The sequence below is a fragment of the Kocuria tytonicola genome, from assembly GCF_003687455.1.
Taxonomy (GTDB): domain Bacteria; phylum Actinomycetota; class Actinomycetes; order Actinomycetales; family Micrococcaceae; genus Kocuria; species Kocuria tytonicola.
In genome coordinates, this window is the sequence record NZ_PHOA01000070.1 from 1 (window position 1) to 13018 (window position 13018).

The 13018-nt window shown below is 72.0% G+C and carries 10 protein-coding genes, 1 tRNA gene and 2 pseudogenes; 10 read left to right on the plus strand and 3 right to left on the minus strand.

Annotated features, from left to right (window positions below):
* Positions 1 to 82: 82 nt before the first annotated feature.
* Positions 83 to 155 (minus strand) — tRNA-Arg (locus CWC38_RS08330).
* Between the two features lie 267 nt (positions 156 to 422).
* Here CWC38_RS08330 and CWC38_RS08335 point away from each other — a divergent pair.
* A complete protein-coding gene (locus tag CWC38_RS08335) occupies positions 423 to 2288 on the plus strand; it encodes a phosphoenolpyruvate carboxykinase (GTP) (protein WP_121846316.1) in 1866 nt (621 codons plus the stop codon).
* Positions 2289 to 2515: 227 nt separating this feature from the next.
* Positions 2516 to 2911 (plus strand): annotated as a pseudogene (locus CWC38_RS08345) (globin domain-containing protein); the annotation flags it as partial.
* Between the two features lie 162 nt (positions 2912 to 3073).
* On the opposite strand, the gene CWC38_RS08350 reads toward CWC38_RS08345, so the two are convergent.
* Positions 3074 to 4483 carry a phosphomannomutase/phosphoglucomutase gene (locus CWC38_RS08350; RefSeq protein ID WP_121846317.1) on the minus strand — a complete coding sequence of 470 codons (1410 nt, stop codon included), beginning with the start codon at positions 4481 to 4483 and terminating at the stop codon, positions 3074 to 3076.
* 81 nt (positions 4484 to 4564) lie between these two features.
* Here CWC38_RS08350 and manA point away from each other — a divergent pair, with 81 nt between their 5' ends.
* The 6 genes from manA to CWC38_RS08380 all read left to right on the plus strand — a co-directional run bounded on the left by manA (position 4565) and on the right by CWC38_RS08380 (position 9872).
* A complete protein-coding gene (gene manA, locus CWC38_RS08355) occupies positions 4565 to 5746 on the plus strand; it encodes a mannose-6-phosphate isomerase, class I (protein WP_240625173.1) in 1182 nt (393 codons plus the stop codon).
* Positions 5747 to 5840: 94 nt separating this feature from the next.
* Positions 5841 to 6389: a TetR/AcrR family transcriptional regulator gene (locus CWC38_RS08360; protein WP_121846323.1), complete on the plus strand. Its 549-nt coding sequence runs from the start codon at positions 5841 to 5843 to the stop codon at positions 6387 to 6389.
* A 126-nt stretch (positions 6390 to 6515) separates the two neighbouring features.
* Positions 6516 to 7178, plus strand: a complete 663-nt coding sequence (locus CWC38_RS08365) for an SDR family oxidoreductase (RefSeq protein WP_121846319.1) — start codon at positions 6516 to 6518, stop codon at positions 7176 to 7178.
* 195 nt (positions 7179 to 7373) lie between these two features.
* Positions 7374 to 7712 carry an acylphosphatase gene (locus tag CWC38_RS08370; RefSeq protein ID WP_121846324.1) on the plus strand — a complete coding sequence of 113 codons (339 nt, stop codon included), beginning with the start codon at positions 7374 to 7376 and terminating at the stop codon, positions 7710 to 7712.
* Positions 7713 to 7950: 238 nt separating this feature from the next.
* The gene (locus CWC38_RS08375) at positions 7951 to 8754 is read left to right on the plus strand and encodes a di- and tripeptidase (protein WP_121846320.1); all 804 of its coding nucleotides are present in this window, start codon (positions 7951 to 7953) and stop codon (positions 8752 to 8754) included.
* A 176-nt stretch (positions 8755 to 8930) separates the two neighbouring features.
* Positions 8931 to 9872 carry a glycerophosphodiester phosphodiesterase gene (locus tag CWC38_RS08380; protein ID WP_121846321.1) on the plus strand — a complete coding sequence of 314 codons (942 nt, stop codon included), beginning with the start codon at positions 8931 to 8933 and terminating at the stop codon, positions 9870 to 9872.
* A gap of 125 nt (positions 9873 to 9997) precedes the next feature.
* On the opposite strand, the gene purB is transcribed toward CWC38_RS08380, so the two are convergent.
* Positions 9998 to 11440 carry an adenylosuccinate lyase gene (gene purB, locus CWC38_RS08385; protein WP_121846322.1) on the minus strand — a complete coding sequence of 481 codons (1443 nt, stop codon included), beginning with the start codon at positions 11438 to 11440 and terminating at the stop codon, positions 9998 to 10000.
* A gap of 127 nt (positions 11441 to 11567) precedes the next feature.
* Between purB and CWC38_RS12245 the strand changes: the two genes are divergently transcribed.
* Entirely contained in the window at positions 11568 to 12173 is a 606-nt protein-coding gene (locus CWC38_RS12245; protein ID WP_206059883.1) for a hypothetical protein, read from the plus strand.
* Positions 12170 to 13018, plus strand: a pseudogene (locus CWC38_RS08395) (lipase family protein); the annotation flags it as partial. The gene CWC38_RS12245 and the pseudogene CWC38_RS08395, both read left to right, overlap by 4 nt.

Here is a 13018-nt window from a genome sequence, read left to right on the forward strand (position 1 = left end):
GTTCCTGGGGGCGCCGGACGCGCGGGGCGCGGCGGTTAATGCGAGAACCCCGCATCCGGTGGATGCGGGGTTCCTCAGAGTGTGCGCCCGATAGGATTCGAACCTACAACCTTCTGATCCGTAGTCAGATGCTCTATCCGTTGAGCTACAGGCGCCCTCGTGCCGGGCCGAAGCCCGTGCAACGGGTAACAACTTACACCCGCGGGCCCCGGGCCACAAATCGCCGGACGGGGGCGCGGGGCCCGCGGTGGTGTAACTCTCCTCCGGGTGACGGCCGCCCGCGCTAGACTCCAGGCACACCAACGCGCGACCCCGGCGGGACCCGGCCACGGCGTGCTCCACAGGGACGTGGACGCACGGAACGAGCCGGTGGACCCGGGGTGGCGCGGCACGCACGACGGCCTCAACGAGGAGACATGTCAATGGCTGACAACAGCACTGCACGCACCGGGACCGCGGAGCTCACCCCCGAGGCTCGGCAGTCACTCGAGAATCCCCCCACGGACTACCGCGAGCTGGTGGACTGGGTGCGGGAGATCGCGGAGCTCGCGCAGCCGGAGCGCATCCACTGGGCGGACGGCTCCGAGGCCGAGTGGACGCAGCTGACCGACCAGATGGTCGAGGCGGGCACGCTCGTGCGTCTGGCCGAGGACAAGTTCCCCAACTCCTTCGCGGCGTTCTCCGACCCCGAGGACGTGGCGCGTGTGGAGGAGCGCACATTCATCTGCACCAAGACCCAGAAGGGCGCGGGCCCCACCAACAACTGGGAGGACCCGCAGGTCATGAAGGAGACGCTCCACAAGCGCTTCTCCGGTGCCATGCGTGGGCGCACCATGTACGTGATCCCGTTCGTGATGGGTTCCCTGGACGCCCAGAAGCCCCAGTACGGCGTGGAGATCACCGACTCTCCCTACGTGGTGTGCTCCATGCGGATCATGGCCACCATCGGCACCCCCGTGCTGGAGAAGATGTCCCGGGACCAGGCGCCCTACGTGGAGTGCGTCCACTCCCTGGGTGCCCCGCTGCAGCCCGGTGAGGAGGACGTCCCCTGGCCGTGCAACCCGGCCAAGTACATCGTCCAGTTCCCCGAGGACCGTGCCATCTGGTCCTTCGGCTCCGGCTACGGCGGCAACGCCCTGCTGGGCAAGAAGTGCTACGCCCTGCGCATCGCCTCCGCGATCGCCCACGACGAGGGCTGGCTGGCCGAGCACATGCTCATCCTCAAGGTCACCGATCCCGAGGGCGACTCCCGCTTCATCGCCGCGGCGTTCCCGTCCGCGTGCGGCAAGACCAACTTCGCGATGCTCGAGCCCACGGTGCCCGGCTGGAAGGCCGAGATGGTCGGGGACGACATTGCCTGGATCCGCTTCGGCAAGGACCGCACCCCGCGCGTGGTCAACCCCGAGGCCGGCCTGTTCGGCGTGGCACCCGGCACCGGGTGGTCCACCAACCCCAACGCCATGCATGCGATCGCCCGCGGCAACACCATCTTCACCAACGTGGCGCTGACCGACGACGGCGGTGTGTGGTGGGAGGGCATGACCGACGAGGTCCCCGAGCACCTCACGGACTGGAAGGGCAACGACTGGACCCCCGAGTCCGGGCGGCCCGCCGCGCACCCCAACTCCCGGTTCTGCACTCCCATCAAGCAGGTGGACATCCTGGCGGCCGAGTACGACGACCCCGAGGGCGTGCCGCTGTCCGCGATCATCTTCGGCGGACGCCGCAAGACCACCGTGCCCCTGGTCTCCGAGTCCTTCGGCTGGGAGCACGGCGTGTTCCAGGGCGCCACGCTGTCCTCCGAGACCACCGCCGCCGCCAAGGGCGCGGTGGGTGTGGTGCGCCGCGACCCCATGGCCATGCTCCCGTTCATCGGCTACAACGCCAACGACTACCTGGAGCACTGGCTGGACACGGGTGCGCGCATGGGCGAGGAGAACATGCCGCGGATCTACTACGTGAACTGGTTCCGTCGCACTCCGGACGGCGGGTTCGCGTGGCCCGGGTTCGGTGAGAACTCCCGCGTGGTCAAGTGGATCGTGGAGCGCCTCAAGGGCACCGCGGGTGGCCACGAGACCCCCGTGGGCATCCTCCCGGGCAAGGAGGACCTGGACCTCACCGGCCTGGAGATCTCCGACGAGGAGCTGGACGCCGCGCTGCGCGTGGACACCGACGAGTGGCTCGCGGAGCTGCCCGGCATCGACGAGTGGTTCGCCCGCCTGCGGGACGTCCCCGAGGTGATCCTGGAGCAGCGCGCCGGGCTCGAGGAACGCCTCAAGGGCAACTGACACCGGGCCGGGAACCGCACCACTGCGGTCCCCGCCCCCCCTGGGGGATCACGCCGCGCGGCCACACCGGCCGCGCGGCGTCGTCGTGCTCCCCGGTGAGGGGCGTGCCGCGAGCGCGGGGCACGTGCTGAGGGTGCTGGGGGCGGACACCGCGGTCGTGGAGTGCGAGGCGGACGAGACGGCCTGCCCGCATTGGTCTCGTCCGGTCACGACGAGAGGAAGCCGCCATGCTGTCCGAGAAGTCCCGCCCGGTCATCGCCCAGACCCTGGGTGTCATCGCGGAACGGATCCCGCACATCACCCCGGAGTTCTACCGGCCGATGTTCGGGACCCGCCCGGACCTGCCGGACGGGATGTTCAGCCGGGCCGACCAGAGGAACGGCACCCAGCCGCAGGCCCTGGCCGGGTCCATCGCCGTGTTCGCCTCCCACCTGCTCGAGCACCCGGACTCCTACCCGGACGAGGTGCTCTCCCGTGTGGCGCACAAGCACGCCTCGCTGGGGCTGCTCCCCGAGGAGTACCCCACCGTCCACGAGCACCTGTTCAAGGCCGTCGCCGCGGACCTGGGGGACGCGGCCACCCCGGAGGTCGTGGCCGCGTGGGACGAGGTCTACTGGCTCATGATCCACTACGAGATCTCCGGCCCGGACCTGTGGATGCTGCACGACGAGACGCGCACCGCGGCCTGAGTCCCGAGCACGGACGACGACGCCGCGCGGCCCCCTGGAAACTGCCGAGGGCTGCGCGGCGTCGTCGTGGTGGCGCGGGGTGCGCTCGGGGGAGGATCAGCCCTGGCGCACGAGGCCCAGGACGGTGTCCCGGACGCTCTCCATGGCGGCGGTGTCCGGGGCCTCCACGTTGAGCCGCAGGAACGGCTCGGTGTTGGACGGGCGCAGGTTGAACCACCAGCCCTGCTCGGGGTGGGTGAACGTGGTGCCGTCCATGTCCTCCACCGTGACCGCGGGATCGGTCGCGGCGAAGTGCGAGCGCACGCGGTCCACGGCGGCGGCCTTGTCCTCGATCTCCGAGTTGATCTCGCCGGAGGCCGTGTAGGGGTCGTAGCGCTCCATGAGATCGCTCAGGGTGCCGTCCTGCTCGCCGAGCGCGGCCAGGACGTGCATGGCCGCGAGCATCCCGGTGTCCGCGTTGAAGAAGTCCTTGAAGTAGTAGTGCGCGGAGTGCTCCCCGCCGAACACCGCGCGCTCCGAGGCCATCACGGCCTTGATGAAGGAGTGGCCCACGCGAGTGCGCACGGGGCGACCGCCCTGCGCCTCGATCAGCTCCGGCACGGCCCGCGAGGTGATGAGGTTGTGGATCACCACGGGGTGCTCCTCGCCCGCGGCCTGGGCCCGGGCGATCTCCCGCTCCGCCACGATCGCGGCCACCGCGGACGGGGACACCGGCTCGCCGTCCTGGTCCACCACGAAGCAGCGGTCCGCGTCGCCGTCGAAGGCCAGGCCGATGTCCGCACCGTGCTCCCGCACCGCCTTCTGCAGGTCCACCAGGTTGGCGGGCTCCAGCGGGTTGGCCGGGTGGTTGGGGAACGTGCCGTCCAGCTCGAAGTACAGGGGCACGATGTCCAGGGGCAGGGGGTCCAGCAGGGCGTTGCCCAGCACGGCGGGCGTGGTCAGCCCCGCCATGCCGTTGCCCGCGTCCACCACGACCTTCAGGGGGCGGATCTGCCGCAGGTCCACCAGCGAGCGCAGGTAGTGGGCGTAGTCGCCCAGCACGTCCCGGCGCGAGATCTGACCGCGGTGCTCGGCGGCGGGGATCTCCCCGGCGTCCAGGAAGCCCTGGGCGGTGTCCCGGATCTCGTAGAGCCCGGTGTCCGAGGACACGGGGACCGCTCCCGCCTTCGCCATCTTGATGCCGTTGTACTGTGCCGGGTTGTGGCTCGCCGTGAACGTGGCGCCCGCGCAGCCCAGGGTGCCGCACGCGAAGTACAGCTCGTCCGTGGAGATGCTGCCGATCACCGTGACGTCCGCGCCGCGCCGCGTGGCGCCGTCCGCGAAGGCCTCGATGAACTCCGGGGAGGACGGGCGCATGTCCCCGCCCACCACCACGCTGGACCCAGCCAGGCCCAGGACGTCCACGAACGCGGCGCCGGTGGCCCGCACGCTCTCGGCGGTGATGCTCTCGCCCACGATGCCGCGGACGTCGTAAGCCTTGAATGATGAGGAAAGGTCTGTGGTCACGGTTGCCGATTCTACGGGAGCCCCCTGGGCCGGATCCGGTGCGCCCCGGGATTCGTGGGGCGCTGTGGTTACATGTGTGCCATGGCCGAGTTCCTGAGGATGAGCAACCCGATCCAGCACTACGCCTGGGGGTCCCGCTCGGTGCTCGCCGGTCTCCAGGGCCGTCCCTGCCCCACGGAGCGGCCGGAGGCCGAGCTGTGGATGGGCGCCCACGCGAGCGCGCCCTCCCGCGTGGAGCTCGACGGACGCCAGTGCGGCCTGGACGAGGTGGCGCCGCACCTGCCGTTCCTGCTCAAGATCCTGGCCATCGAGGCGCCGCTGTCCATCCAGGTCCACCCCACCTCCGACCAGGCCCGCGAGGGGTTCGCGCGGGAGAACGCCGCGGGCACCGCCCCGGACGCGCCCCACCGCAACTACAAGGACGAGCACGCCAAGCCCGAGACCGTGGTGGCCCTCACGGACATGTGGCTGCTCGCCGGGCAGCGGGACCGGGAGGCGCTCGCAGTACTCGCCGCGGAGCTGGACCTGCCGTGGCTGGCCCGCGCGGCGGCGTCGCCGAGCCCCCTGCGCCACGCCCTGGAGCTCTCCGACGACGACGCCGCGGCCGCCGTGCGCGCGTGCGCCACCGCCGCGGGCCCGTCCTCACAAGAGGGGACCGTGTCGCTGACCCCCGGCCTGGAGCCGGCGGAGCTCACCCGCCGCCTGATCCGGCTGCTGGGCCACCACTACCCGCAGGACCGGGGACTGCTCGTGGCGGTGTGCATGAACGTGGTGCACCTGGCGCCGGGGCAGGCGCTGTTCACCCCCGCCCAGCAGGTCCACGCGTACCTCAGTGGCACGGCGGTGGAGGTCATGGGCTGCTCGGACAACGTGCTGCGGGCGGGGCTCACCTCCAAGCACGTGGACGTCCCGGAGCTGCTCGCCGTGATGGCGCAGGAGCAGCAGCCCGTGACCCTGCTGGAGACCCTCCCCACCCCGGACGGTGCCGTGCGGTACCCGCTGTGGGACCCCGCGATCAGCCTGGTGCGGGCCACGGTGGCCCCCGGCAGACCACTCGTGCGGGAGACCGCGGGGACGTGCATGCTGCTGGTCACGGAGGGGAGCGTCACGGCCCGCGCCGGGTGCTCCGGGCGGGGCGGGGCGGCCGAGTGCACGGCGTCGTCGGGGGAATCGCTCGTGTGCCTGGACGGGCCCAGCACGGTGACGGTGGAGGGAACCGGGCAGGTGTTCCTGGTGGAGGCGGTGACTCCGCGACGTCCGTAGCAGTCGCATCTCACCCTTTGGGTTGTCGCGCAATGTCCGCCGAAAGCGTTGAATGGCCAGGCCCCCGATCGACGACCTTGAAAATGGAGTGAAGATGGACCGGCGGATCGAACGCACCCGCGCCGCAGTGGTGGAGGCCGCGGTGACCCTGGTGTCCAGCCGCGGTTCGCAGGTGGGGATGACCGAGATCGCCGATGCCGCCGGTGTCAGCCGCAAGGCCGTCTACGAGAACTTCGGCTCTCGGGACCAGGTGCTGCGCAGCGCCACGGAGTCGCTCCTGGCGCGCGTCCCCCGCCGGTCACCGGCCCCCGACGGGCACCACCCGACCCCGTGGGACGTGGTGCTGCTGCCCATCGCGGAGCACATCGAGGCGTTCCGGGACTACTACCGCTCGGTGCTCTCCGGGCCCGGGTGCTTCACGGTGCGGGACGCGGTGGTGGAGCACGCCGTCACGGGACTGCGGAACGCGCGCGCCCAGCACGGCCCCTCAGTCGATCCCGAGGCCGGTGCGTGCGACCGTTTCATCGTGCACGGCCTGGTGGGAGTCGTGGCGGACACCCTCGTGCAGCACCGGGAGGCGAACCTGCGGGAGTTCGTGTCCTCCCTGACCGCGGGTCTGGCGGGGACCACTCCTTCCCACTGAGCGGGGCACTCTCCGAGGCGGTCCCTCCGGTGCCTGTCCGGAATAATCGGGCGGCGGGGGGTGCTGTACAGGGCCCGGGGACATCCGCTGTTCCCGCCAGACCCGTTCCGAGAGGGAGGACTCGCAATGTCCGAGATCACGATCATCGGCGGCCACGGCAAGGTGGCCCTGCAGCTGAACCGGCTGCTCTCCGAGCAGGGTGAGTCGGTGCGCGCCGTGATCCGCAAGCAGGAGCAGAGCCGCGACATCGAGGACACCGGCGCCACCCCCGTGGTCGCAGACGTCCAGGACATGGACGTGGCCGCCCTGACCGAGCTCTTCCGCGGGCAGGACACCGTCGTGTGGTCCGCCGGAGCCGGTGGGGGCTCCCCCGAGCGCACCTACGCGGTGGACCGTGATGCCGCCATCCGCTCCATGGACGCCGCCGAGGCCGCGGGGGTCCGTCGGTACGTCATGGTGTCCTACATGGGCGCCGGGCAGGACCACGGCGTCCCCGAGGACAACGACTTCTACGCCTACGCGCAGTCCAAGGCGGACGCGGACGACCACCTGCGTGAGTCGTCCCTGGACTGGACCATCCTGGGTCCGGGCGTGCTCACGGACGAGGACCCCTCGGGCTCCATCACCCTGGGCAGGGCCGGTGAGGACGACAACCGCAACACGTCCCGCGGCAACGTGGCCCTCGTGGCCGCCCGCGTCCTGACCCACGGGCAGGGGACCAGCGGGAAGTTCATCGAGTTCGCGGACGGGGACACCCCGGTCGCGGACGCCGTCGACTCCCTGGCCTGAGCCCCTGCGGGCCCGGCGGTCCGCCCTCCGGAGCAGTGCTCAACGGAGGACGGCTCGCCCGCCCCGTGACGTGCATCCGCCCGAGCACTCCGTTCGAACGTTCCGCTCGAACACTCCGCCCGGCGCGGCACCGCCCGGTGCCCCCCGCCCCCTCGAGGTGTGGTGCGCACCGGGTGATCTCCTATGCTGAGGGGCATGGAGATGCCAGCCAACCACCCGCGTGCCGCAGCGGGCCGTGAACCGGAGAACCTGGACCTCAACGAGGTCATCGCCCTGGCGGCGGTGGTGCACGGCACGGTGCAGGGCGTGGGCTTCCGGTACTGGTGCTGGCGCCAGGCGGAGAAGCTGGGGCTCACCGGAACCGCCACCAACAACGACGACGGCACCGTGTCCGTGGTGGCCGAGGGGCCCCGCTGGGCCGTGGGGGACCTCCTGAAGGCGCTGATCTCCCGGGACACCCCGGGCGCGGTGATCACCGTGGACGAGCACTTCGGTCCGGCCACGGGACAGTACACCGACTTCACCACCCACTGAGACCTCCCGTTCGGGCAAGGGCGGGACGCGGAGGCTCGACGCAGGGCCTCGGGACGGCGCGCCGGGTCCGCGAGCGGCGTCGTGGGCCCCCTGCGGACCGGGGCGCGGCGCAGCTGTGAGCCCTCGGCGTACGCCGAGGTGCCCCGTGCGCAATCCCGGGGGTGCTGTGCCATAGTGAGTTCGATGTCCTCGGCGCCCCCGCCGAGCACCCCCTATCCCTTTTCGAGGAGTGGCACCGATGGGTCTGAACCCCCTGAACAAGGCATTCGACGAGAACGGCAAGCCGTCCCCCGGCATCAACAAGTTCCTGGACCACGCCCTGCGCATCCAGCGGCCGTGGGTGGTCAAGATGATCAAGCACATGCGCCGTCAGCACCCGGACGAGACCCCCGCCCAGCTGGCCAAGCGGGCGCAGAAGGTCTACGTGCGCTCGGTGACCGCCGGCGGCGGTGCGGTGGGTGCCACGGCGGCGGTGCCCGGCATCGGCACCATTGCCTCGCTCGGTCTCTCGTCCGTGGCGGTGGCCGGCTACCTGGAGGCCACGGCCCTCTACGCGCAGGCCGTGGCGGAGCTGCACGGCGTGGAGCCGCAGGACGAGGAGCAGAACCGCACCATGATCATGGCGCTCATGCTGGGCGAGGACGGCCAGGCGCTGATGGGCCAGTTGCTCTCCAGCTCCTCGGCGAGCAAGAGCCTCTCCAGCAAGTGGGGGCTCATGCTGGGCAGGTCCTCCGGGAACTCCAAGCACTTCGACGTGGGGCGCACCGTCCGCAACATGTTCGTCAAGCGCTTCCTGGCCCGCCAGTCCGGGGCCATGCTCGGCCGTGCCCTGCCGTTCGGGCTCGGAGCCGTGGTGGGCGGCGGCGCCAACCTGGCCATGGCCCGGCAGGTCATCAAGTCCGCGCAGGAAGCCTTCGGCGAGTACCCCGCCGACTTCCCCGCCACCCTGGACACCGGTGAGCGCGCCGAGAAGTTCCCGGGGGGCGCCTCGGCCACGCAGGAGAAGGCCGTGGAGTCCGGCAAGGACCGGCGGAAGAAGTAGGCTCCGCGCACGCGCGAGGTGAGGTCGGGGGCGTCCCGGGTGCTGGGCACCGCGGGGCGCCCCGACCTCGTCCGTGCTCTGCCCGCAGCACCCGTTCACCCACCCGTCACCGGGCGTGCACGGGCCGGACAGCCGATGCTCCACGGTGCGACGTTCCTGATTCCTAGCCTGGCCGCGTGGCTGCCCCGTTCGAGAGTCCTCCCGCCCGTCCCCTGGTCTACGCGCACCGTGGCTCCTCGCGGCGCTACCCGGAACTCACCCGGGCCGCCTTCGTGCAGGCGCTCGCCGACGGCGCGGACGGTGTGGAGTGCGACGTCCACCTCACGAGCGACGGCCACCTGGTGCTGCACCACGATGCCCGGCTGGGCCGCACCTCGAACGGCAGCGGGCCCGTGGCCCAGCACACCCTCGCCCAGCTGCGCCGCCTGGACGTGACCAGCTGGAAGGGGGTGCGCATTCCGCCGTCCCACGGCGCCGCCCACGAGCAGCTGATGACCCTGGACGAACTCCTGGACCTGCTGCTCGCCGCGGACCGCCCGGGGGGGCTTGCCGTGGAGACCAAGCACCCCAGCCCGTACGGCCAGGGGCTGGAGGAAGCGGTGCTCGCGCTCCTCATGCGCCGCGGCTGGAATCCGGAGACCGGCTGGCTGGGGACCGTGCTGGTGTCCGTCATGAGCTTCCACCCCGATGCCGTGCGCCACCTCCTGGACTACGTCTCACCGCGGCACGTGTGCCAGCTGGTGTCCGGCACGAGCCTGTCCACGGTGCGCGCAGGGCTCGGGGTGGGGGCGGTCACTGCGGCGCTGTGCCGGGCCGGTGTGCGCCTGGTGGTGCCCCCGGCGGTTCCCCTCATCTCCCGCGGGGAGGTGGAGATCGCCGGGCCGGGCATCCGCTACGTCCGCGAGAACCCGTGGCAGGTGGAGCAGTGGCGACGCAACGGCTCCGTGCTGCGGGTGTGGACCGTGGACACGTTCGCGGACACCCACGTGTGCCTGGCCCTGGGCGTGCAGCAGATCACCACGAACGTTCCGGCACTCGTGCGACGCTGGACAGCTCCGGACCGGGCGCCAGCAGGAGGGAATCAGCCGCGGATTCCCCAGGTGGTCGGCGCGGCCTGACGGCGCGGTGCGGCAACGTGGTGCGGCAACGCGATCCCGCTGCGCGGTCCGAGGGCACGGCCTCGCGGCCCGACCTCTCGGCGCACTCTGGGGGCGACCCGACGGGTGCGCCCCGGCGGGGCGGTTCAGAGCCCGTAGGCGTCCACGAGCTGCTCGGCGAGTCCCGTGTAGTCACCGGGGGTCAGGGCGCCGAGACGTTGTGCGGTCTCCTCGGAGAGCCCCAGCGATCCGATGAACTTCCGCATGCGCTGCGCGTCCACCCGGTGCCCGCGCGTGAGCTCCTTGAGCCGCTCGTAGGGGTTGTCCATGCCCTCGCGGCCCGCGACGGCCTCGGCCCGCATGGCGGTCTGGACGGCTTCGCCCAGCACCTCCCAGTTGCCGTCGAGGTCCTCGGCGAGGACCGCTTCTGCGACGTCCAGGCGCTCGAGGCCCTTCACCACGTTGGAGATCGCCAGCAGGGAGTGCCCCAGGGCCACACCGATGTTGCGCTGCGAGGAGGAGTCCGTGAGGTCCCGCTGCCAGCGGGAGGTCACCAGCGTGGCAGCCAGGGTGTCCAGCAGGGAGCAGGAGATCTCGGCGTTCGCCTCGGCGTTCTCGAAGCGGATGGGATTCACCTTGTGCGGCATGGTGGAGGAGCCGGTGGCACCCTCCACGGGGATCTGCTGGAAGTAGCCGATGGAGATGTAGGACCACACGTCCGTGCAGAGGTTGTGCAGGATCCGGTTGAACCGCGCCACATCCGCGTAGAGCTCCGCCTGCCAGTCGTGGGACTCGATCTGGGTGGTGAGCGGGTTCCAGGTGAGGCCCAGCCCGGTCACGAAGGAGCGGGAGACCTCGGGCCAGTCGGTGTCCGGGGCCGCTGCCGTGTGCGCCGCGAACGTGCCGGTGGCGCCGTTGAGCTTGCCCAGGTACTCGGTGCCCTCGATACGCCGCACCTGGCGGTCCAACCTGTGCGCGAAGACCGCGAGCTCCTTGCCCAGGGTGGTGGGGGTGGCCGGCTGCCCGTGCGTGTGGGACAGCATGGGGGTGGCCTTCGCCTCCCGGGCCATGGCCGAGACCGCGTCCACGAGACCGCGTGCGGCGGGAAGCCACACGCGCTCCACCGCATCCTTGATCCCCAGGGCGTAGGAGAGGTTGTTGACGTCCTCGGACGTGCACGCGAAGTGCACCAGCGGGGTGAGCCGTTCCAGCCCCAGCTCCGGGAGACGGCGGTCGAGGAAGTACTCCACGGCCTTGACGTCGTGCACCGTGACCGCCTCGAGCTCGGCGAGCTCCGCCACCGAGTCCGTGTCGAAGGTCTCCACGACGGCGCGCAGACCGCGCTCCTGCTCCGCCGTGAGCGGCTCCAGACCGGGCAGTGCCCGCTCCCGGCACAGGTGGATGAACCACTCGACCTCCACGTGCACCCGTTCCCGGTTGAGCGCCGCCTCCGAGAGGTGGTCCACCAGAGCGGCGGTCTGCGGTCGGTAGCGCCCGTCCAGGGGGCCCAGCGCGATGGCGGGGCTCTGCTGGCCCAGGGCCACTCGTCCGGACGGGAGGGTCTGCGCGGCGTTCGACATGGTCCCCATTCTTCCACGGGCCCGGTTCCCGGTGCCGCGGCGAGCGCACTGCACCCCCGCCCGTCCGAGCCCCCTGTGGGCGGTCCGTCCACCGGGCGCCCACCGGGTCCCCGGGTCCGCGGTGGAGCGGCCTAGCGTGATCGCCGAGCGCCCGGGGCGGTTCCCGTGGCGCGGGAAGGACCCCGTCATGCCGTTCGCCGCCACCGCTGCACTGCCCGGTGCCAACCCCTGGGCGGTCTCGTTCCTCGTCCAGGAGCACCTCGTCGGGCTCGCCCACCGCTACGACGACGTCGCGGAGCGGCTCTCCGGGCTCGCCTCCCGGTGCTCGGATCCCGCCGTGGGCTGCACCCCCTGGACCGGTCCCGGTGCCCGTGCGTTCCGTGCGCGCCTGGAACGTCACGAGTCGGACCTCAGGGAGGACGTCGAGCGGTGCCGGGACACGGCCCAGAGCATCCGGTGGGCGGCCGGCGCGCTCGGGGAGCGCATCGCCGCGGTGGAATCCGTGGCTGAACTGGGCGGGCCGTTGCTGGGCGTCCTCGGGGCGGTCCTGGGGCCTGTGGGCATCCTCCAGGGTGTCGTGGCGCCCGGCGGCGGTACCAGTGCAAATGCTCCGGTTCCGACGGGCCCGGCGCCGTCCGGTGCCGCGGGTCCGCCGGGTGGGCCGTCGGCCCTCGGGGCACCCGGGCCGGGCGCCGCGTCGCGCGGTTCTGCGGGCCGCCTGCCCTCGGGAGCGACGCCGTGACCGCGGTGCCCCACCGGGACGTGGTTCCGGGGCCCGCCCCGGACATGGACCACGGGATCACGGAGGTGCACGGCAGGGCGGAGGACCTGCAGTCCGAGCTGTTCGGGACCGGGCGGCGTCCCGTGGCCGAGGGGTACACCTCGGCGGAGCAGGTCTCCGCCGCGGTGGAGGGTGCCCGTACGAGCATCCAGGTCCACGGCGGCGGAGCGGGTGCCGTGGCCGTGGACACCGCGGATCTGCACACCACCACGGCGGACGTGGGCCGGATCGCGGCGGACCTGGGCGAGGTGCTGCTCGGCCTGACCCCGCTCACGGCCGAGCTCGAGCTGTGGGCGCTCACCGGCCAGTCCCTCCTGGGGGAGGCCGCGGCCGGTGCCGAGTTCCTCGCGGGGGACCTCGTGGGGCGGATCGCGCACATGGGGGTCACCGTGGCCCGCCTCGCGCTCGCGGCACAGCGCTACGAGGCGACGGAGCACGCCGTCCTGGGCATGTTCTCCGCGGCGCAGCTGAACTCCCCGTGGCACGGCTCCGCCGCCACCCTGGTGCAGGAGGTCGCCCGCACCGCGGAGGCACTGGACGTCGCCCTGACCCGTGCGGACATCACGTCCCCGGCCGACTTCGCCTCCAAGGTCCGGTTCTCGAACCTGGGCGTGGTCGTCACGGGCGGTGGACCGGGCGGCACGGATGCCGTGATCCGGGGCCCGGGCCTGGACGACGTGCTGGACACGGTGCTCCAGGCGCCCCTCTCTGCACCCGAGGACGCACCCGGTGCCGGTGGTGGTGGGCCGGCACCGGGTGGCGCGGCGTCGTCGTCGAACGGGGGCGTGGGGGAGGGTCCCCAGACC

Bases quoted from the DNA above. Each gene is read 5' to 3' on its own strand.
- manA (WP_240625173.1), top strand. From the start codon at position 4,565: ATGGCCGAGTTCCTGAGGATGAGCAACCCGATCCAGCACTACGCCTGG.
- purB (WP_121846322.1), bottom strand. From the start codon at position 11,440: ATGGGGACCATGTCGAACGCCGCGCAGACCCTCCCGTCCGGACGAGTG.
- CWC38_RS08365 (WP_121846319.1), top strand. From the start codon at position 6,516: ATGTCCGAGATCACGATCATCGGCGGCCACGGCAAGGTGGCCCTGCAG.
- CWC38_RS08375 (WP_121846320.1), top strand. From the start codon at position 7,951: ATGGGTCTGAACCCCCTGAACAAGGCATTCGACGAGAACGGCAAGCCG.
- CWC38_RS08335 (WP_121846316.1), top strand. From the start codon at position 423: ATGGCTGACAACAGCACTGCACGCACCGGGACCGCGGAGCTCACCCCC.
- CWC38_RS08360 (WP_121846323.1), top strand. From the start codon at position 5,841: ATGGACCGGCGGATCGAACGCACCCGCGCCGCAGTGGTGGAGGCCGCG.
- CWC38_RS08370 (WP_121846324.1), top strand. From the start codon at position 7,374: ATGGAGATGCCAGCCAACCACCCGCGTGCCGCAGCGGGCCGTGAACCG.